Origin of the sequence: Geothrix sp. SG200, assembly GCF_022808935.1 — a bacterium.
In the GTDB taxonomy this organism is placed as follows: domain Bacteria; phylum Acidobacteriota; class Holophagae; order Holophagales; family Holophagaceae; genus Geothrix; species Geothrix alkalitolerans.
This window is the reverse complement of sequence record NZ_JAKZFR010000001.1, coordinates 874,505-894,697: the sequence shown is the minus strand read 5'-3', so window position 1 is coordinate 894,697 and position 20,193 is coordinate 874,505. Positions and strand designations below refer to the sequence as shown.

Annotated in this window: 18 protein-coding genes; 7 read left to right on the top strand and 11 right to left on the bottom strand. The window is 68.6% G+C overall.

Going from position 1 to position 20,193, the window contains the following annotated elements; translation table 11 throughout:
- Positions 1 to 33: 33 nt before the first annotated feature.
- Entirely contained in the window at positions 34 to 1,077 is a 1,044-nt protein-coding gene (locus ML539_RS03935; protein ID WP_243320849.1) for an NAD(P)-dependent alcohol dehydrogenase, read from the bottom strand.
- 122 nt (positions 1,078 to 1,199) lie between these two features.
- Positions 1,200 to 1,712: a hypothetical protein gene (locus ML539_RS03930; RefSeq protein WP_243320847.1), complete on the bottom strand. Its 513-nt coding sequence runs from the start codon at positions 1,710 to 1,712 to the stop codon at positions 1,200 to 1,202.
- A 99-nt stretch (positions 1,713 to 1,811) separates the two neighbouring features.
- Here ML539_RS03930 and ML539_RS03925 point away from each other — a divergent pair, with 99 nt between their 5' ends.
- On the top strand, positions 1,812 to 2,381 hold the full coding sequence (locus ML539_RS03925) for a thioredoxin family protein (protein ID WP_243320845.1): 570 nt from the start codon (positions 1,812 to 1,814) through the stop codon (positions 2,379 to 2,381).
- Here ML539_RS03925 and ML539_RS03920 read toward each other — a convergent pair.
- Positions 2,378 to 3,160, bottom strand: a complete 783-nt coding sequence (locus ML539_RS03920) for an RNA methyltransferase (RefSeq protein ID WP_243320842.1) — start codon at positions 3,158 to 3,160, stop codon at positions 2,378 to 2,380. The genes ML539_RS03925 and ML539_RS03920 overlap by 4 nt on opposite strands.
- Positions 3,161 to 3,292: 132 nt before the next feature.
- On the opposite strand from ML539_RS03920, the gene ML539_RS03915 reads away from it, so the two are divergent.
- From ML539_RS03915 to ccsA, 5 genes are all read left to right on the top strand, one after another.
- A complete protein-coding gene (locus ML539_RS03915; RefSeq protein ID WP_243320841.1) occupies positions 3,293 to 4,894 on the top strand; it encodes an aromatic amino acid hydroxylase in 1,602 nt (533 codons plus the stop codon).
- A gap of 53 nt (positions 4,895 to 4,947) precedes the next feature.
- Entirely contained in the window at positions 4,948 to 5,136 is a 189-nt protein-coding gene (locus ML539_RS03910) for a 4a-hydroxytetrahydrobiopterin dehydratase (RefSeq protein WP_347710738.1), read from the top strand.
- A gap of 80 nt (positions 5,137 to 5,216) precedes the next feature.
- Positions 5,217 to 5,867, top strand: a complete 651-nt coding sequence (locus ML539_RS03905; RefSeq protein ID WP_243320838.1) for a hypothetical protein — start codon at positions 5,217 to 5,219, stop codon at positions 5,865 to 5,867.
- A complete protein-coding gene (locus ML539_RS03900) occupies positions 5,860 to 7,020 on the top strand; it encodes a cytochrome c biogenesis protein ResB (RefSeq protein WP_243320836.1) in 1,161 nt (386 codons plus the stop codon). The genes ML539_RS03905 and ML539_RS03900 overlap by 8 nt, the downstream gene beginning before the upstream one ends.
- A gap of 1 nt (position 7,021) precedes the next feature.
- Entirely contained in the window at positions 7,022 to 8,794 is a 1,773-nt protein-coding gene (gene ccsA, locus ML539_RS03895; protein WP_243320834.1) for a cytochrome c biogenesis protein CcsA, read from the top strand.
- A 72-nt stretch (positions 8,795 to 8,866) separates the two neighbouring features.
- Here ccsA and ML539_RS03890 read toward each other — a convergent pair whose 3' ends face one another.
- The 3 genes from ML539_RS03890 to murD form a co-directional block, all read right to left on the bottom strand.
- Positions 8,867 to 9,373, bottom strand: coding sequence for a hypothetical protein (locus ML539_RS03890; RefSeq protein ID WP_243320833.1), 507 nt, complete (start codon positions 9,371 to 9,373; stop codon positions 8,867 to 8,869).
- Positions 9,374 to 9,441: 68 nt separating this feature from the next.
- Positions 9,442 to 10,860, bottom strand: coding sequence for an FAD-binding oxidoreductase (locus tag ML539_RS03885; protein ID WP_243320831.1), 1,419 nt, complete (start codon positions 10,858 to 10,860; stop codon positions 9,442 to 9,444).
- Between the two features lie 8 nt (positions 10,861 to 10,868).
- Positions 10,869 to 12,194: a UDP-N-acetylmuramoyl-L-alanine--D-glutamate ligase gene (gene murD / locus ML539_RS03880; RefSeq protein WP_243320827.1), complete on the bottom strand. Its 1,326-nt coding sequence runs from the start codon at positions 12,192 to 12,194 to the stop codon at positions 10,869 to 10,871.
- A gap of 111 nt (positions 12,195 to 12,305) precedes the next feature.
- Here murD and ML539_RS03875 point away from each other — a divergent pair, with 111 nt between their 5' ends.
- Entirely contained in the window at positions 12,306 to 13,061 is a 756-nt protein-coding gene (locus ML539_RS03875; RefSeq protein WP_243320825.1) for an EAL domain-containing protein, read from the top strand.
- Here the strand turns inward: ML539_RS03875 and mraY are convergent.
- The 5 genes from mraY to ML539_RS03850 all read right to left on the bottom strand — a co-directional run bounded on the left by mraY (position 13,039) and on the right by ML539_RS03850 (position 20,160).
- Positions 13,039 to 14,127 carry a phospho-N-acetylmuramoyl-pentapeptide-transferase gene (gene mraY / locus ML539_RS03870; RefSeq protein WP_243320823.1) on the bottom strand — a complete coding sequence of 363 codons (1,089 nt, stop codon included), beginning with the start codon at positions 14,125 to 14,127 and terminating at the stop codon, positions 13,039 to 13,041. The two genes, ML539_RS03875 and mraY, sit on opposite strands and share 23 nt — an antisense overlap.
- Positions 14,128 to 14,211: 84 nt before the next feature.
- Positions 14,212 to 15,573 (bottom strand): UDP-N-acetylmuramoyl-tripeptide--D-alanyl-D-alanine ligase, encoded by a 1,362-nt coding sequence (murF, locus tag ML539_RS03865; protein WP_243320820.1) that lies wholly within the window; start codon positions 15,571 to 15,573, stop codon positions 14,212 to 14,214.
- Positions 15,570 to 16,568: an L-threonylcarbamoyladenylate synthase gene (locus tag ML539_RS03860; protein WP_243320818.1), complete on the bottom strand. Its 999-nt coding sequence runs from the start codon at positions 16,566 to 16,568 to the stop codon at positions 15,570 to 15,572. The genes murF and ML539_RS03860 overlap by 4 nt, the downstream gene beginning before the upstream one ends.
- Complete coding sequence (locus tag ML539_RS03855) at positions 16,565 to 18,022, bottom strand: UDP-N-acetylmuramoyl-L-alanyl-D-glutamate--2,6-diaminopimelate ligase (RefSeq protein WP_243320816.1); 1,458 nt, start codon at positions 18,020 to 18,022, stop codon at positions 16,565 to 16,567. The genes ML539_RS03860 and ML539_RS03855 overlap by 4 nt, the downstream gene beginning before the upstream one ends.
- Positions 18,019 to 20,160, bottom strand: a complete 2,142-nt coding sequence (locus tag ML539_RS03850) for a penicillin-binding transpeptidase domain-containing protein (protein WP_243320815.1) — start codon at positions 20,158 to 20,160, stop codon at positions 18,019 to 18,021. Before ML539_RS03850 ends, ML539_RS03855 begins: the two co-directional genes overlap by 4 nt.
- Positions 20,161 to 20,193: the final 33 nt, after the last annotated feature.

Here is a 20,193-nt window from a genome sequence, read left to right as displayed (position 1 = left end):
TCCTTGTTTCATGCTGTGTTTACGCGGATTCAATCACAATGTCTTCATGTCCAGCACGAACCGGTAGCGAACGTCGTTCTTCAGCATCCGCTCGTAGGCCTCGTTGACCTGTTGCACCGGGATGAGCTCGATGTCGGAGACGATGCCGTGCTCGGCACAGAAGTCGAGCATCTCCTGGGTCTCCTGGATGCCCCCGATGAGCGACCCGGTGAGGATCTTCCGGCCGCCGATGAGGGCGTGGGCGGCCACAGGCGTGGGTTCCGGCGGAACGCCCAGCAGCACCATGGCGCCTTCGACCCGGAGCAGGCCCAGGTACTTGTTGTAGTCGTGGGGCGCGGAGATGGTGTCGATGATGAGATCGAACTGGCCCGCCAGCCGCTTGAAGGTGGTGTCGTCCGAGGTGAGGCCGAAGTGGTGGGCGCCGAGCTTGCGGGCGTCGGCCTCCTTCGACTTGGAGGTGCTGAGCATGGTCACCTCGGCGCCCATGGCAGCGGCGATCTTCACAGCCATGTGGCCCAGGCCGCCCAGACCCACCACGCCCACCTTGTCACCCTTCTTGGTGTTCCAGTGGCGCAGGGGGGAGTAGGTGGTGATGCCCGCGCAGAGCAGGGGCGCGGCGGCGGCAAGGGCCAGCTTCGGGGAGACCTTCAGCGTAAAGGCCTCGTCCACGACGATGCTGGACGAGTAGCCGCCGTAGGTGGGCGTCACGCGATCCATCTCGGTGCTGTTGTAGCTCCAGGCGCAGCCCCTCTCGCAGAACTGCTCGAGCTTCCGCTGGCAGCTGGGGCAGGTGCGGCAGCTGTCCACCATGCAGCCCACGCCGGCCAGGTCGCCCACCTTGAAGCCCTTCACGTGGGCGCCCACGGCGGTGATCTTCCCGACGATCTCGTGGCCGGGAACCATCGGATACTTGGATCCGCCCCACTCGTCGCGCACCTGATGCAGGTCCGAGTGGCAGATGCCGCAGTAGGCGATCTCGATCTGGACATCGTGCGGTCCCACCGCCCGGCGCTCGATCTGGTGGGGGGCCAGCGGGGAGGTGGGAGAGGCGGCGGCGTAGGCTTTGGCGGTGGCCATGGGGAGCTCCTGGAAAAGACCGGAACTCCACTCTAGACCACGGGGCCTCGAGGTGAAGAAGGCACTTCCCGGTGCGTGGCCTCCGGACCTGGAGGTCCGCGATACCCCTCGCCTGCGGCCCGCTACAGCGGATGGAGCAGCATCAGGAACCACCCGACGGCGGTCAGGAGGGACAGGCGCGGATGGCCGCGGCCTTCCGGAGCGATGTCCACTTCGACCCGAGTCCGCCGGGGCCAGGGCTCATTCGGATCCGGAGTCTCCAGGCGGAGCGTGAGCAGCACGCTTCCGTCCCGGTACTGGAACGACCAGCCCCCGTCGTGGTGGGCCCTCCGCCACAGGAAGGTTTCCCCGTCCGTGAACCGGAGCAGCCCCCGTCCCAGGAACCCGGGATGGAATACAGCCAGATCCTGATCGACACCGGCCTCCCGGATGTGGACGAGCGTGGCCAGGATGCCGGTCTGCTTGAAGGTCCAGCGGCCCTCCGCCGTCTCCACCGTGGCGAAGGTCCGGCAGAGCGGCTCCAGGGACAGGCGCGCCAGCACCTCGTCGCCGGCATGGAGCTCGTACTTCGGCACCCTCACCATGGGATCCATCCATTCGAGAGGTGGCTTGCTGGCATTCCACATGGCTCTCATGGCGCCCCCCTTTCCCGCGGGCCGCGGTCCGCGCCACTCCAAAGGTACGTCCGGTCACGGGCCCGGGCATGGCAGCATCAGAGGTTCACTGGAGGTTTCATGCCCCGTCCCGCCACCCTGCCGACCGTGAACTGGCAGGCGGTGTTCGATTCCGGGCTCTCCTACCTCGCGTGGCTGGCCGCAGCGGAATCCCCGGAGCAGCGGGGCAAGATCGAGACCCAACATCGTGCCCTGACCCTGGACCCACCGACGGTGAGCGTCCTTGCCGCCCTGCCCCGGCCTGTGCATGTGATAGCCATCGCCGAGGACTGGTGCGGCGACGTGGTGCGCCACGTGCCCGTGCTACAGCGCCTGGCCGAGGCGGGTCCCAAGCTGGAGGTTCGATATATCAGCCGAATGCAGCACCCGGAGGTGTTTTCCCGCTTCCTCACCAACGGGGGGGAGGCCATCCCCAAGTTCATCTTCCTAAGCGACCGCTTCGTGGAGTGCGGGAACTGGGGCCCCATGCCCGAGCGCTGCAAGGACCTCATCGCCAGGGGCAAGGCCTGCGGCGACGTGGCCGCCGCGAGGAAGAAGGTGTCAGCTCTCTATGACCAGGACACGGCCTGCCGGGAGGTCATTGCTGAGCTCATGCGTCTGGTGGACATCGTCAACAGCCGTGAGCCCTAGCTTCCCTTCACCATCCGGAACATCAGGATGGCTCCGGCCGCGGCCACGTTGAGACTGTCCATGCCCGAGGCCATGCGGATGACCACGGCGCGGTCGCAGCGGGCCAGCTGGTCCGGGTCCAGGCCCGTGTCCTCGGGACCCATCACCAGGGCACAACGCCTGCCGGGCTGCCAGCGGCGAGCGTCTTCTGCCGTGGGCGTAAGCGCTGCCGCGACGACCTCCGAGCCCCCTTCCGCGAGCCTCCAGTCCGCCAGAAGGCTCCAGGGATCCTCCACCCGCCAAACCGGAATGCGCCACACGGCGCCCATGGAAACCCGCACCGTGCGGCGGCTCCAGAGGCCGGGCCCCGGACCCGCCAGCACGCCGTCCAGTCCCAAGGCGGCCGCGCTGCGCAACAGCAGGCCCAGGTTCTCGCCGTCGTAGAGCCTCGGGAGCACCAGCAGGCGCCGGGCCGAGAGCAGCATCGAGATGGGGGGAGGCGGCGGCACCTTCGCCAAGGCCATGAGGCCGCGGTGGAAGGAGAAACCCGCCAGCTCCGACAAGGCCTCCGGCTCAGCCACCAGCAGTTCCGTCCCTTCCGGAAGCAGGGCCCGCGCCGCTTCGGCGGCGGTGGTGGTCGCGGCCACCGACACGACCTGCAGGCGTCCCGCCCGGCCCGCCGACAGCAGATCCTCCACGAGGATCCGGCCCTCCGCAATGAAGCAGGAGCCATGCACCGGGTGCTCACGGGTGCTGGCAAAGCGCAGGTCGCGATAGGGTTCCCAGGGGTCGAAGGGCATGAGATCAGGGTAGCCCGCCGTCCTCCGGATCCTCTGGACCTTTGTAGGTGCCCACATTCAAAGCCCGCCTTCAGGGCCCACATTCAGGGATGGCCGGACCCCCGACCATTGAATTCGGATTAGAATTCAATGATGGCCTCCACCTCCATGCCTCCCAGCCCCACCCAGCGCGCCATCGACCGGCTCCCGGCCCACCTACGGCGCTACGTGGCGGCCCAGGACTATGACGCCTACACACCCCGGGACCATGCGGTCTGGCGCCATATCCTGCACCGGCTGGCGGGGCGCCTGAAGGACACGGCCCACGCCAGCTACCTGTCGGGCCTGGCGGCCACGGGCATCGGGCTGGAGCGCATCCCCAGCCTGGACGAGATGAACCTCAAGCTCGAGGGCCTGGGCTGGTCCGCCGTGGGCGTGCGGGGCTTCATCCCGCCGGCGGTGTTCACGGAGCTGCAGTCCCTGGGCGTGCTGGCCATCGCCGCGGACATCCGCAGCCACGAGCACATCGAGTACACACCCGCCCCGGACATCGTGCACGAGAGCGCGGGCCACGCGCCCATCCTGGCGGACCGCCGCTACGCGGACTATCTGAAGCGCTGCGGCGAGGCGGGCTTCCGGGCCATCGCCTCTGTGGAGGACCAGGCTGTCTACGAGGCCATCCGCAACCTCAGCGTGGTCAAGGAGGATCCCGACGCCACGGAATCTGAGGTCCACCTGGCCGAGGAGCGCCTGCGGGCCGCCTCCGCCAGCCGCCGCTACGTGAGCGAGAGCACCAAGGCCAGCCGCCTCTACTGGTGGACCGCCGAGTACGGCCTGGTGGGCGACCTGGCGGATCCCAAGCTCTACGGGGCGGGACTCCTCAGCAGCCTGGGGGAGGCGGCCCACTGCCTCACGTCCGCAGTGGCGAAGGTGCCCCTCAGCCTCGCCTGCGCGGACACCGAGTACGACATCACCCGCATGCAGCCCCAGCTCTTCGTGGCCCGGGACTTCGACCACCTCTTCGAGGTGCTGGAGGCCTTCGAGGCCACGCTCGGCTGGCGGCGGGGCGGCGACCATGGCCTCGAGGAGGCCCTGCGGGCGCGCACGGTGAACCACCTAGGGCTGGAGGGTGGCCTGGAGCTCACGGGCAAAGTGGTGGCGCGGATCCCCGCCCGGGGCGAGCTGGCGCCGGGCCTGGCCACGGCCCTGGCCCGGGTGGAGGGCCCCGTGATGCTGTCCCGGGGCGGCGTGGCGGAAGGCTCGCCCTGGCCGGGCACGGCCCTGGTGGCCTTCGGGAAGGGCACCCTGCCCCCCCGCGGCCCCTTCAGCCTGGACCTGCCCTCGGGTCTCTTCCTCACAGGCTTCCGTGTGGGCGAGCACGAGGTCATCAACCTGCGGGGCCACCAGGACGGCCGACCCCTGGATCTGCCCAGCTGGGCCCTGCTCTTCCTCAGTTCCAGCCTGCCCTCCGTCGCCGGGGGCCCCGCGGATCCAGGTGCCTGGGACCGCTGGTACGGCGCCCAGGGGACCTTCGCGGAGGGCGAGGCCGAAGCCCAGGCCCGGGCCCGCAAGGCGTCCTCTCTTCCCCCTGGCCTGGCCGACCTCTATCGGGAGACCCGGGCCCTGCGCGAAGCCGGAGACGGGCGGCGATTCCAGGCCCTGTCGGACCGGGCTCGGGCCTACCCGGATGAGTGGCTTCTGCAGGCGGAATTGACGGAACTGGAGGCCACCCTGGCCCAGGAGGCGCGGTCGTGAGTTGGATCGAACGGGACGGATGCCTGGTGAGGGAATTCCGGACGCCGGATTTCATGACCGCTTTCCGGATTGTGACCAGCGTCGTGGAACCTGCCGAGGCAATGAATCATCACCCAGATATCCTCTTTGGTTGGGGCCGCGTGCGGATCACCCTGACCACCCATGACGCAGGAGGCATCACGGAAAAGGACCACCAATTGGCCCGACTCATCGATGAAGCCGTCCTGCGGCTCGACCTGTAAGCCCGCCCCATCCTTGCCTGTCTTCACACTGGAAGGTCCGGTATTCTGAAATGTCCCAGAGGAACCCTTTGTTGAAAACATTGACGCCTCCCCACCGACCCTCGTCCTTCATCTCGAAGGCTTCTCTGCTGGCCGGCGCCGGGCTCCTGACCCTGGCCGCCCTCGGGTGCAACCGCGACCAGGTGAGTCACTACCGGGTGCCCAAGGAGTCCGCCGCCGCGCGGCTGGACGGCACGGGCCAGGAAGCCCCTTCCGGGCCCATGGGAATGCCGCCCGCCGATGGGGGAATGCCCGCGCCTCCAAGGCCGTCGGGCCAGGGTTCCCTCAAGTGGTCCCTCCCCCAGGGCTGGAGCGAGGTTCCCGGCGAGGGAATGCGCTTTGCCACCTTCAAGTCACCGGTGGCGGGCAAGAACGAAGCCACGGTGGTGGTGCTGCCTGGGGCCGCCGGCGGCGAGCTGGCCAACGTGAACCGCTGGCGCGGGCAGATCGGCCTGGGACCCATCGACGAGGCGGCCCTGGCTGCCGCCCGGAAGGTGGTGAATACCAAGGCTGGCGCGCTCAACGTCTACGACTTCACCAGTGAAGGACAGACGAAGAGCCGCATGGTGGCGGGCCTGATCTCCACCCCCGACGGCAACACCTGGTTCCTGAAGCTGACGGGGGACGCCGGTCCCGTGGCCAAGGCCAAGCCTGATTTCATGCGCATCCTGGAGAGCCTCCGCCTTGATTAAGACACTCGCCTCCCGCATCTGGAAGTTCTTCAAGTCCTTCCAACTCACCATCGTCCTGCTCGCCTGCCTGATGGCGCTCGTGGTGCTCTGCACCCTCGCCCAGGTGGAGATGGGCACCCAGGGCGCCGTGAACGCCTACATGCGCAGTTTCTTCGTGAAGCGGCAGGTCAGCTTCCTGCCCTTCCCCCTGCCTGTGTTCCCGGGGGGCGGCCTGGTGGGCCTCCTTCTCACCCTCAACCTCATCGCCAAGACGCTCGACATCCAGCGCAGCTGGACCAAGGCCGGCATGTGGCTGGTCCACGCTGGCCTGGTGATCCTGTTCGCGGGCGAGTTCGTGGCCGGCATGATGCAGGTGGACACCAACATGTCCATCGAGGTGGGCCAGACCGTCAACTACGTCCAGAGCTACAAGAACATGGAGCTGGCCGTCATCGACATCACCGATCCCACCTGGGACGAGGTCTACTCGGTGCCCGACACCCTGCTGGCCAAGGGCGGGTCCATCGCCATCCCCGATACGCCCCTCACCCTGAACGTGAAGCGCTACTACCCCAATTCGGAGCTGTCCAACCTGCCTCCGGGCGCGCCGCCATCCCTGGCGACCGCGGGCATCGGCCCCGGCGTCTCCGTCGTGGAGCGACCCACGGTCACCAACGACAACGAACTCAACACGGGGTCCGTGTTCGTGGAGCCCGTGGCCGGCGGCCGCAGCTACGGCGTCTGGCTGGCTTCCATGGCCCTCGGCGCGCCCCAGTCCTTCACCCACGAGGGGCACACCTACCTGCTCACCATGCGCCTCCGCCGCCAGTACCTGCCTTATGCCTTCACGCTGAAGCAATTCCGGCACGACGTCTATCCGGGCACCGACATCCCCAAGAACTTCTCGAGCCTGGTCCAGGTGGTGAACCCCTCCCGGAACGAATCCCGCGAGGTGCTGATCTACATGAACCAGCCGCTGCGGTACGAGGGCAAGACCTTCTACCAGGCGAGCTTTGGCAAGAACGACACCCTGTCCGTCCTTTCCGTGGTCGAAAATCCCGGCTGGCTTCTCCCCTATGTGTCCTGCGTGCTGGTCTCCCTGGGCCTGCTCGTGCACTTCGCCATCGTCCTGCGGCGCTCGCTGAAGCGGCGCCAGGACAAGAAGGAGGGCTGACATGACCTTCGTGCAGAAATACCTCGCCTGGGCCGCCGGGGCCCTCGCCCTCCTGGTCGCCCTGATCTTCGCCCTCCCCGGCGGGAAGGTCCGCGGCTTCGACGTCGCCGGCTTCGGCAACATCCCCATCCTCGAAGGCGGGCGCGTCAAGCCGCTGGATTCCGTGGCCCGCAATTCCCTGCTGGTCATCCACAGCCGCCAGGGCTTCCGCTACGACGGCCGCACGATCGGGCCCGACGAGTGGATCCTCGACGTGCTGTTCCGCCCCCAGGTGGCGGACCAGCAGCCCATCTTCGTCATCGATGATCCCGACGTCATCGGCCTCATCGGCGCCAAGCAGACAAAGAATCGGAACTACTTCAGCTTCGTCGACCTGTCCTCCCATCTAGAGGAGATCCAGAGGCAGGCCCAGACGGCGCAGCCCATCGCGCCCCAGAAGCGGACCCGCTTCCAGAGCGCCATCGTCAACCTGTTCGATCGCGTCTACCTCTACTACAAGCTGCGGAACACCCTCCAGCTGGCCGGCTCGCCGGGCCTAGGCTGGGAACTGCAGTCCATCAGCGATGCCGAGGCTTCCGCCCGCCACCAGGACCTGATGCAGCTGTCCCAGTTCCGCATCCTGCCGCCCCTCCCCGGTGGCAATCCCGATGCCTGGAAGAATGTGGGCGAGGGCCTCCGCGCCATGGCCGCTGGCCAAGGGGTCCACCCTGCCCTGGCCCCCCTCGCGCGGCTCAACGCGGCCTATGTCGCCAACGATGCCGCCAGCTTCAACCAGGCCCTGGCCGACATGGACGGGGTGGTCTCCACCCTCAAGCCCGGGGCCCTCAGCCACGCGAGCAACGAGGTCGTCTTCAACCGCGCCCAGCCCTTCTTTGTGGGCCTGTCGATCTACTTCGTGGCATTCATCGTCCTGTGCATCTCCTGGATCTGGAAGCCGGAGCTGCTGCGCCCCACCGCCTACTCGCTGCTCTTCGCGGGCGCCATCGTCCACACCCTGGGCCTGGCCGCACGCATCATCCTCCAGGGCCGCCCGCCGGTGACGAACCTCTACTCCTCGGCCATCTTCGTGGGCTGGGGCGCCGTGATCCTGGGCCTCATCGTGGAGCGGATGTACCGCAAGGGCTTCGGCACCGCCGTGGCCGCCGTGGCCGGGTTCGCCTCTCTGATCGTCGCCCAGAACCTGGGCACCGAGGGCGACACCATGGAGATGATGCGGGCCGTGCTGGACTCCAACTTCTGGCTGGCCACCCACGTGGTGACCATCACCATCGGCTACTCCGGCACCTTCCTGGCCGGTGCCATCGCCATCGCCTACGCCATCCGGAAGCACATCGTCCGCAAGGTGGACGTGGAGACGGACAAGGCCCTGGTGGACATGGCCTACGGCATCATCTGCTTCGCCCTCTTCTTCAGCTTCGTCGGTACCGTGCTGGGCGGCATCTGGGCCGACCAGTCCTGGGGCCGGTTCTGGGGCTGGGATCCCAAGGAGAACGGCGCCCTGCTGATCGTGCTCTGGAACGCCATCATCCTCCACGCCCGCTGGGCCGGCTATGTCCGCGAGCGCGGCACCATGGTGATGGCCATCTTCGGCAACGTCATCACCGCCTGCTCCTGGTTCGGCGTGAACATGCTCGGCGTCGGTCTGCACTCCTACGGCTTCATGGACCAGGCCTTCTACGCCCTCATGGGCTTCGGCCTGAGCCAGCTGATCTTCATGGCCATCTGCTACGCGCCGCCGCGTTTCTGGGAGCAGAAGCCCCACCACAAGGCTTGATGTCATTTTCATCCCTGCATAGCGGGCTCCCGATCGGGAGCCCGTTTTGCAGGTTGGAAAAGCGCCTGAAGGTCACTTCACCCTGCGGGTGACGCCTTCCACGTAGGTCTTGAAGGCATCGGGAGCGTTGGGTGGGGCGATCTCGAAGCGGACGGTGACGGCGTCGGCGGCCCCGCGGAGGTAGGTCAGGCGGAAGCGCGGGCCCGGGGCCGGTTCGCTGGTGAAGGCCGCGCCCTGGGGTATGGCGGCGGCCACGTAACGGATGACGTGGCCCTCGTTGTCGACGTAGAAGGCCTTGAGCTGGCCACCCTCCACGAAGACCGTCATCTGGTCCTCGTGATGAGCGGCCGGGCGGCCATTGGCCGCGGGGTAGTCGGCGTGGCTGCGCCGCACCAGGGCCCTCCCCTCCAGCTCGAACCGGAAGGAGGCCGCCCCGCTGGGGGAGCCGGGCTTCCCGTCCGATTCCCCCACCCAATCCCCGACAAGGAACCGCACGGGCTCGAAGAGGTCCGCCTTGGGCGCGGGCGCCTGCGCCAGCAGGGGCGCCGCCAGGGACAGGGCGAGAATGGATGAGCGCATGGAGCCTCCGGGAATCCTTCGAATCTACCCTCGGACGCGGCCGGCGGCCATCGCAGGACAGACCCGGTTCAGCCCAGCCTGGTGGTGCCCAGGAGGCCCTTGGGGTCCAGGTGCCGCTTGAGGGCCTGGTTCGCGGCCTTCACGGGTTCCGGGGTGTAGGCGTCGTAGAAGCGCTGGTTGTGGGGGCCGACCCCGTGCTCGGCGCTGTAGGAACCATCGAAGCCGCGAACCGCCAGTTCGTAGATCCGAGACTGCAGTTCCTCGACGATCATCGGCGTCGGCCTGGGTGACTCGGCCTCGTTCCACACGAGGTTGAGGTGGGTCCCGCCGTCGCCCCAATGGCCGAAGTCGCAGCAGCGGACGAAGGGGAAATCCTGGGCCAGCAGGGCCGCCGCGGCATCCGTGAAGGCCGCCATCCGGCTGCGGGGAACGCTGATGTCGAAGGCCAGCACCTTGCCCTCGTTCCGCAGGCTCTCGCTGATGTGGTGGCGGATGGCCCAGAAGTCCTCGGGCTTGCCCATGAAGACATCCGTGATGCCCTCGCCGCGCTCGTCTTCCAGGAAGGCGCCCAGGCGTTCCTCCAGCACCCCGGCCAGGTTCAGCGCCGCTTCCGGAAGCGTGGAGGACAGTTCCACCAGGGCGGTGTACGCAGGGGGCCTGGCGGCGCCGTAGGGGTTGCGGATGTCCTCGTGGTGCTTGAACACGGGGCCCAGGGCGTTGGCGCTGACGACCTCGTAGGCCGTGAACACGTCGGCCATATCCCCCTCCAGCGCCTGCAGGAGGGATAGCACGGCCTGGCCGGAGGCGCAGCCCACCAGGGCCGTGGCGTGCTGCCGGGGCACAGGCACCACCTGGAGCACCGCCCCGGTGATCACGCCGTACACGCCGCTGGTGCCCACGAAGAGCTGCTTGAAGTCCAGGCCCGTGTTGTTCTTCCGGAGGTGGTTCATGACCTCCACCACCGTTCCGTCCGCCAGCACCGCCTCCAGGCCCTGGAGGTTGTGGCGCACATCGCCGTACTTCAGGAGCCGGGTCCCGCCAGTGTTGGTGGCGATCATGCCGCCGATGCTGGGATCCGCCCCCAGGTCGATGGGGAACATGAGGCCGTGCTCCGCCAGCGCCGCGTTCAGCGCGCTGAGCAGCACCCCACCGTCCACCACCGCGGTGCGGTTGATGGGGTCGATCTCCAGGCGCTTGTTCAGGCGCTCCAGGCTGAGCACGAGCATCTCGCCGCTGGCATCCGGGTTGGAGGCGCCCACCAGGCCCGTGTTGGCGCCCTGGGGCATCACCCGGATGCCCCGCTCGTGGCAGTAGGCCATGACTTCGGACACCTGCTCCGTGGTCCCGGGTCGCACCGCCAGCAGGGCCCTGCCCTTCCCGTAGCGCCAGCCGTCCTCATAGCGGGCCAGATCGCTGGCCTCCGTCAGGACGGCATCGGCGCCCAGCATGGCGCGGAGATCGGCGGCGGCTCGGGCGGCATCGTGCATAACCGATTCTACTGGAGCCAGGCCTTCACCAGGCTCTCGAAGCGCTCCCCGCGCTGCTCGAAGTTGTCGAACTGGTCGAAGCTGGCGCAGGCTGGGCTGAGGAGCACCTGGTCGCCGGGATGCGCGAGGGTGAGGGCTGTCCGCACGGCCTCGTCAAAGACCGGCACAACCTCATGGGGCAGGTCGCCCAGGTCGCGGGTGAGCTGTGGAATCGCCTCACCCAGGAACACCAGGCGCCGCAGCTTGCCATCCAGAACCTCGCGCAGAGGCCCGTAGCTGGCGCCCTTGTCCGTGCCTCCCAGCAGCAGCACCAGCGGGCCCGGCAGGGCCCGGATGGCCGTAACCGTGGCATCCACATTCGTGCCCTTGGAATCGTTGTAGGCGCGCACGCCGGCCTTTTCTCCGCAGAAGGCGATGCGATGGGCCAGTCCCGGATAGGTCCGCAGCCCTTGGCGGATGGCCTCGACATCCGCGCCTCCGTGGCGGGCCAGGAGGGCGGCCGCCAGGGCGTTCTCCACGTTGTGGTCGCCGGGAATGCGCAGATCATCGCGGTGGAGGAGCACCTCGCCATGCAGGCGCAGGTGGCCCCCGGCATCGCACCAGGCCTCGCACTCGGTCCAGCCGAAGCAGGCAGTCCGCCCATCACCCGGCGCATCCTGCCACCACTCGGGATGAGCCACGGGAACAACCCGGAGATCGTCGGCGGTCTGCCGTTCGAAGATCCGCAACTTGGCTCGGCGGTAGGCCTCCAGCGTGCCGTGGCGAGCGAGATGGTCCGGCGTCAGATTCAGGAATGCCGCGCCCTCGGCATGGAAGGCCGCCACGGTCTCGAGCTGGTAACTGCTCAGCTCCACCACATAGACCGCTCCTTGGGTGCCCGCGGTCACGGCCTCCATGACGGGAGTGCCCAGGTTGCCGCAGGCCACCGCAGGCAGGCCTGCCGCCTTGAGCAGGTGGGCCACCAGATCCGTGGTGGTGCTCTTGCCATTGGTGCCCGTCACGGCCAGCACACGGCTCCCGTCGCGCCGGTCCCGGAGCGCGCGGTGGGCCAGCTCCACTTCGCCGATGACAGGGATTCCTCGAGAAATGGCAGCTGCGACAAAGGCCGTGCTGGGAGGAATCCCGGGGCTGATGACAAGTTCGCCGCAATGATCCAGGAGCGATTCAGGATGGCTGCCCCACACACCGGGAATGCCCGCTCGGGCCAACTCAAGCTCCAAGGCGGGATCGGGCCCGGGCCGGCTGTCCGTCAGCACCACGGCCCGCCCTTGCGATGCGAGGAAACGGACCGCCGCCAAGCCCGAACGTCCCGCTCCCATGACCACGGTGCGCATGTCGCCCCCCCGATTCCAGCGTAACCCGCGACGGACCTTCCTGCATGTGAGCACGTGGCGCGCGACAGCGCTACACTGGACGCAGGACCCTTGCACGAGTGCGGAGTGGCCATGCCCAAGGGCATCCTGGAAAGTCTGTTGAGCGGAGAGGGCACGATCGTGCCTCACGTCCAGCCCATGTACCGGCTGCAGGACAATCGCATGGTGGCCCAGGAGTATCTGGCCCGTCACCTGGACAAGGCAGGCATCGCCCATCCCGTCGGGCCGATCCTGCAGAACCCCACCCTCCCACCGGAAGACCGGCTGACGCTGGACCTGCGCTTTCTCGACGCCACCTTCGCAGCCCTGGCCCAGCGCGGAACCGGCAGCCACCTCCACTTCGTGAACCTCGAGCCCGTGAGCCTGGAAGCCCCGGGATTCTGGGCGCGCCTGCCGCGCTGGCTGGAAGCCCTGTCCTTTCCCGTGGAATGCGTGGTGATGGAGTTCACCGAATCCCAGGGCATGCACGACCTCGAGGCGCTCCAGACCTACGCCAAGCGGCTGCGCGACGTCGGACTGCGCGTGGCCGTGGATGATCTCGGCGCGGGCGTGGCGAGCCTCACGCAGATGGCGCGACTGGCGCCGGACTACATCAAGGCCGACCGGAGCCTCGTGGAGCAGGTCCACCGCAGGCCCTACCAGGCCGCCCTCCTCAACGCCCTCTCCCACTTCGCCCGGCACATGTGCATCGGCTTCATCGCCGAAGGCATCGAAACGATGGAGGAGCTCGAGGCCGTCATGGACGCGGACGTGCCGTGGGGCCAGGGCTTCATCCTGGGCCAGCCGTGGCCCACGCGGCCGAAGCCTATCGCAGCTTCAGAGAGCTGAGGGCCAGGATCGAGCACACGATGGCGGTGATCCAGAGGCGGATCACCACTTTCGTCTCCTGGAGTCCGCCCAGCTCGAGGTGGTGGTGGAAGGGCGCCATGCGGAAGATGCGCTTGCCGCCGCGCAGCTTGAAGCTGCCCACCTGAAGGATGACGCTCACGGCTTCCAGCACGAAGAGGCCGCCGGCGATGACCAGCAGCACTTCTTGCTTGATGACCACAGCCACGGTGCCCAGCGCCCCGCCCAGGCCAAGGGATCCTGTGTCGCCCATGAAGACCTCGGCCGGGTGGGCGTTGAACCACAGGAAGCCCAGGCAGGCCCCGGCCATGGCGCCCATGAAGACCGACAGCTCGGCGCCGCCGGGGACGTGGGGCACCACCAGGTAGGCCGCGATCTTCGCGTGGCCCACCACATAGGCCAGGATCGCGTAGGTGAGCGACACGATGAGCGTGCCGCCGATGGCCAGGCCATCGAGGCCGTCCGTGAGGTTCACGGCGTTGCTCGTGCCCACCATCACCAGCCAGATCCATGGGATGAGGAACACGCCCACGTTGGGCCGGAAATTCTTGAAGAACGGCATGGAAAGCTGGCTGGTGGCGGCGCCGCGCAGCCCGAAGTGCAGGATCAGCCAGGCCACCAGCAGCGAGATCCCCGTGAGGAGGAGCATCTTCTGCCAGCTGGTGAGGCCGAGGTTCTGCTTCTTGAGCAGCTTCTGGGCATCGTCGAAGGCCCCCACGGTGCCGAAGCCCAGCAGCGCCATGAGCGCCACCCAGATGGCGCCGCTCTTGAGGTCGCACCAGAGCAGCGTGGACACGGTGATCACCAGCAGGATGAGGATGCCGCCCATGGTGGGGGTTCCCGCCTTCTTCTGGTGGTGCTCGGGACCCTCGCCGCGGATGTGCTGGCCCATCTTGAGGGCCGTCAACGTCCGGATCACCCAGGGCCCCAGCACCAGGCTGAGGATCATCGCCGTGGCCGCCGCCATGGCCGTCCGGAAGGTCACGTACCGGAAGACGGAAAACCCGGGAATCACGTCACGGAAGGGGTAGAGGAGCCAAGGAAGCATGGGGGGTCCGGAATTCTGAAGACTTGAGGGCCGAGGACTGAGGACTGAGGACTGAGGACTGAGGCCTGGGGACTGGGGACTGGATCAGTGGGCGAGGAGCCACTCGACAGCGCGTTCCGTGCGCCAGAACCGGCTGCCTTTCACCAGGATACGGGCTCCCGGCGGGATGGCGGATAGACCTGCGGCGGCGTCGCGCAACGAGTCGAAATCAGGGAACGACACGGCGCGGAGGCCGAAGCCCTCCGCGTAGTCCTCCGCGAAGTCCCCGTAGGCCCAGAGTCGGGACAGCCCCAGGGCCTTGAGGGCGGCACCGGTCTCGCGGTGGATCCGCGCCGAATGCGCCCCCAGTTCCCTCATGGAACCGAGGACCGCCACCGCCTCTCCGCCTGGCAGGTCCAGCAGAGCGTGGGCGCAGGCCAGGATGGAGTCGGAGCTGGCGTTGTAGCTCTCGTCCAGCACACACCCGCCACCGGGCATCCCGTGGAGCCTGCCCCGGCCCGGTTCCGGCACGACCGATCCCAGGCCGGCCGCCACGCGCTCTGGATCGTGGCCCGCATGGACAGCCAGGGACGCGGCCAGGGCGGCGTTGCGCACCTGGTGTTCTCCGGGGAGCTGGATTCGAACCGGGAACGTGCCCTTGGGTGTGCGCAGGTGGAACGCCTCTCCTGCCGCCCCCAGGGACTCGACGCCCTCCCAGCCGAAGGGATGCCCCTCGCCCACCGCCAGGGCCTCGGCATGACGGGCCCAGGGCTGCTCCGCGATCCAGCGGCACCAGGGGTCCGAAGCGAGGTGAGCCCATACTCCACCTCGCGCCAGGCCAGCCACCAGCTCACCCTTGGCCTCGGCGATGCCTTGCTGTCCCTGGGCGAAATTCTCGGCGTGGGCGGTGCCCACCAGGGTGATGAGACCGAAATCCAGGGGGGCGATCTCGGTGAGGCGCCGGATTTCCCCGGGCGTGCTCATGCCCATTTCCAGCACCGCCGCACCGAGCCCTTCAGGCAGGGTGGCCAGGGCCTCGGGCATGCCCAGGGTGTTGTTGCGGTTCCCAGGGGTCCTCCACCCGCCCACGGCCGCCGCCAGCAGTTCTTTGGTGCTGGTCTTGCCGACGCTTCCGGTGACGCCGAACACCGCCTTGGGGCGCACCGCGGCCAGTCGGGCCTGGCCCCAGCGCTGGAGCGCGGCCAGGGTATCCGGCACCACGAGCTGTGGACACCCGCTGTCCACCGGATGGTCCACCAGCAAGCAGGCGGCTCCCTTCTCCACCGCCTGGGGGACGAACTCGTGCCCATCCCGCTCGGCCCGCAGGGCCACGAAACAGGCGCCAGGCTCGAGAGTCCGGGTATCCAAGGAAAGCGAGGACGGCACCACGGCGCCGTCGCCCAGGATCTCGCCGCCCACCTGGGAGGCGGCCTGGAACAGCGACCAGAGGCTCGTAGATGGGCTCATGGCTGCTCCTTCGCCGAGGCCCGCCGCAGACGGTCGCGAACCGCCAGCCAGGCCTCATCTTCTGGCGGGCGCTCCATGAAGATACGCTCGCAGCCTGCGTCGTCCAGTTCGTGGAGGAGGGCGTAGAGCCTCGCCCCGACCATATCCGCATCCAGGGGCAGGAGGATGCCCCGGACCCCCGGGGGAAGCGGGGGGAGGGTTCCGAGGGCCACGTACGCCACGGAACCCGGTGTCTCGCGCAAGGTTTCCCGCAAGCCTGACCCTGGCGCCACCAGCTGCAGCCGGGCCCGGGGGGCGTAGTGGCGCTCGGCCATGCCGGGAGCCGCCTGGCGGTCGCCCGCCCGGACCGCCCCTGCCCAGAGGTCCACGGGGCCGACCAGGACCTCGAGGTCGGCCGGTGGGATGGGCCCGGGGCGGAGCACGCAGGGCCGGTCGCTGGACAGGTCCAGGATCGTCGATTCCAGGCCCGCCTCCGTCGGCCCCCCATCAAGGATGAGGTCCACCGCCTCGCCCAGGCTGGAGGCCACGTGCTGGGCCAGCGTGGGGGACAGGTGCTGGCTTCGGTTCGCGCTGGGCGCAGCCAGGGGGCGCCCGGTGGCGCGGATCAAGGCCAGAGCCACCGGATGGGCCGGGCAGCGCAGGGCCACCGAAGGGCCGCCGGCACGGACGATGGAAGGCACGGTGCCTGAGGCGGGCAGGACGAGGGTCAGCGGTCCGGGCCAGAACCGCTCCGCCAGCTCCTGTGCCGCGGGGGACCAGCGGGAGACAAGCGCCTGGGCGGAGGCCGCGTCCGCCACGTGGAGGATCACGGGATTCGTGGCCGGGCGCCCCTTGGCGGCATAGATCCGGGCCACCGCCGCCGGATTCAGGCCGTCGGCCCCCAGGCCGTACACGGTCTCCGTAGGGAAGGCCACCAGGCCCCCCGCACGCAGCAGAGCCGCGGCTTCCGCAATGGCCGGATCCGACGGGCCCGCGACAGGAAGGATCCGCGTCATCGGCTGCCCCGCAACGCGGCTTCGACGGCCACGCGGTCGCTGTAGGGGTGCTTCACGCCATGGATCTCCTGGTAGGGCTCGTGGCCCTTTCCCGCCAGCAGCAGCAGGTCGCCGGGGCGGCAGTCGGCCAGGGCCTGCCGCACGGATTCCTGCCGGTCCGCGTTGCGGTGGTAGCGGGCGCCATCGGTGCGCAGGGCCTCCGGGATGCCCGGAGCTGCGTCATCCAGGATGCGCTCGGGATCCTCGCTCCGCGGGTTGTCGCTGGTGTGCCAGAGCACGTCCGCCCCGGCGGCCACGGCCGCGGCCATGAGCGGCCGCTTGGCGCGGTCGCGATCGCCCCCGCAGCCGAAGAGCACGTGCAGGCGGCCGCCCGGCGGCAGCAGGCGGCGACCCTCCGCCAGCAGCTTCTCCAGGGCATCCGGCGTGTGGGCGTAGTCCACCATCACGCCGAAGGGCTGGCCGCAGTCCACGCGCTCCAGTCGTCCGGGCGCGCCCTGGACCATGGGGACGGCGGGCACCAACCGGTCCAGGTCGAAGCCCGCCTCGGCGCAGGCCGCCAGGGCCGCCAGCAGGTTGTACACGTTGAACCGGCCCAGGAGCGGGCTCCTGACCTCCCAGCTCCGATGCTCGGTGGCCAGGGTGAACCGGGTTCCCATGGGTCCCAGGTCCAGATCCCGGGCCTGGTAGCGGGCGGCGCGATCCACCGCGTAGCTGGCGTGGCCTTCGCGTTCCACCAGGGTTCGGCCCCAAGGGTCGTCGGCATTCACGAGAAAGCGGTCGCACTGAGCCACCAGTCGGCGCTTGGCCTCGAAGTAGGCCTCCATGGTGCCGTGGTAGTCCAGGTGGTCCTGGGTAAGGTTCGTGAAGACGCCGACCTTGAACCGCGCGCCGTGGACGCGTCCAAGACAGAGGGCATGGCTGCTCACCTCCACCGCGGAAGCCGCATCGCCGGCCTCCACGCTTCGGCGCAGCCAGCGGTAGAAGGCTGGGCTTTCCGGCGTGGTGCGGACCGCCTCCTCCTCCACATCCCCGGCCGCGTTCAGCACCGTGCCCACCAGGCCGCAACCGAGGCCGGCTCCCCGCAGAAGCTGCCGGATGAGCGTGGTGGTGGTCGTCTTGCCGTTGGTGCCCGTGACGCCGATCAGCGCCAGGCACTCATCCGGCGCGCAGTGGAGACGGCGGGCCAGGTCGGCCATCTGGAGGCGGGGAGCGCCGGTGAAGGTGCAGTCAGCGACGCCTTCCGGCGTAGGCACGCCGGAAGCAGAAAAGATCGCGCTCGCGCCCTGCGCCAGGGCCTGCGGCACGAAGGCGGCGCCATCGGCCTTCTCGCCCTTGAGGGCCAGGAAGCCCCAGCCAGGGCGGACTTCGCGGCTGTCGCTGGTGAGATCCGCCACCTCGACTTCCGGCCCGGAGCGGCGCACGGCCAGGCCATCGATGAGCACGTCCAGCTTCATGGCATCCCCGCCTTGATCTTCACCGCCGTGCCCGGCTCCAGCGGGGTTCCCGGCGCAGGGCTCTGCCCCACCACGTGCGTGGCGGTGGTGCCGGGCGCCGCGTCCACCTTCGGATTCCCGCCTACCAGCACGACACGATGGATGGCGGCCTTGAGGCTAAGGCCCTGGAGATCGGGGACCCGGCCCCGTTCCACGTGCAGGGCGGCCTCATCTGTTTCACTTACCGGCCAGTCACGCAGGGACAGCTTCAAGTCCGCCTCCCGGTCGGGATCCGGAGAGGTCTGCCGGAACCGCAGGATGCCGTCGCCGATGCGCTTGAAGAGGGGCGCCGCCACGTCGCCGCCGGTGGTATCCCCGGCGGGGTCGTCCAGCATCACCAGAACCCCGAACTGGGGCTTGTCGGCCGGGAAGAACCCCATGAAGGACGCGAAGTGGCGCTTGGGGTCGTACTGCCCGTCGATGAGCTTGCGGCTCGTGCCCGTCTTGCCGAAGGCCTCGACGCCGTTGTCGAGCTTGGCCTTCTTTCCGGTCCCCTGGGTGATGACGCCCTTCAGGGTCTCCTTCATGAGGTTCGCGGTCTCCTCGCTGATGACCTGCCCGCGCACGGTGGGCTTGAACTCCTTCAGCAGCAGGCCCTTGTCGTTGTAGATGCGCTGCACGAGGATCGGCTGCATGAGCTTGCCGCCGTTGGCCAGGGCGCAGCCGGCCATGAGGATCTGCAGGGGCGTGGTGCTGAGGCCGTAGCCGTACGACATGGTGTACTGGGTGGGCACGCTCCAGCGGTCCGGCGCGATGAGGCGGCCGGAGCTCTCGCCGGGGAAGTTGAGCCCCGTCGCGTCGCCGAAGCCGAACTTCCGCAGGTACTGGTAGTGCACCGCCGGGTCGAGGCGGATGCCGATCTTCGCGGCGCCGATGTTGGAGCTCTGCCAGAGCACTTCCTCGAAGGTGAGGAGGCCGTGGCGGTGGGTGTCCGTGATCGGCGGGACCTTCGCGCTGTACTGCCAGCGGCCCGACATGCAGTCGATGCGCTCGCCCAGGTGGATCTTGCGCTCCTCCAGGGCCATGGCGGCTGTGAAGATCTTCATGGTGGAGCCGGGCTCGTACACATCCTCCACCGGGTGCACCTTGCGGGCTGCCTTCTGGCGCTCCAACTCACGATTGAGCTCTTCACGCTCCGCGGAGGAAAGCTCGGACTCGGCGCGATTGCGGAACTTCTTGGGCAGGATGTGGTTCGGGTCGAAGGTGGGCGTGCCGGCCATGGCGAGAATCTCCCCGGTGCGGGGGTCCACCACCACCGCGTAGGCCGTGCGCGGTCGCGAGAGGCGCACCCCCTCTTCGAGCGTGTCTTCCACGATGTGCTGGATGGAGGCGTCCAGGCTGAGCTGGAGCGAGGCCCCGTTCACGGGGATCCTGCTGTAGTTCTCCTGGAGGATGAGCAGCTTGCCGTGGGCGTCCTTGGGGGCGATGAGCTCGCCCTTCACGCCCGCCAGCTGCTTGTCGTAGGTCTGTTCGATGCCCAGCTGGCCCAGGCCGTCGATGTTGGTGAAGCCGATGATCTGCGCCGCCAGGCTGCCCCGCGGGTAGAAGCGCTGGCTCTCGGGCTGGAACTCGATGCCATCCAGGTTCAGGGCCCGCACGGCGGCCGTCTTGACCGGAGGCAGGTGCCGCTCCAGGTAGACGAAGGTCTTCTTCCGCAGGAGCTTCTCCAGAACCTGGGCCCGCGTCTGCTCCAGAATGGGAGCCAGCTTCGCCGCCACAGTGGCGGCCGCTTTGCGGTCAGGATCGCCCCACTGCCGCTCCTCCCCCCTTCCCGGCTTGTAGTCCGGGTAGAACACGCGGGGATCGACGAAAAGGCTCTCCACCTTGATGGAAATGGCGAGCGGCTCCCCTCGCCGGTCCCGCAGCTCGCCCCGGATGGGGGGGATCGGCACGATGGTGGTGTGCTGCTGATCGGCCCTGGCCTGGTATTTCCGGTGCTCAATGCCCTGCAGCCAGAGCAGGCGCAACAGGATGAGCAGGGCCCACAGGGCCATGCCGCCCATGATCCAGGGCAGGCGCTGGTTCAGCAGATCCTGGGGATCCTGCCGGCCCAGGAGGCGGCGGGACACGCGGGGCTCGGTGGCGAAGCGGATGGACACGGGAAGGCCGGGGCGGGATGGAACGGTGGCGAG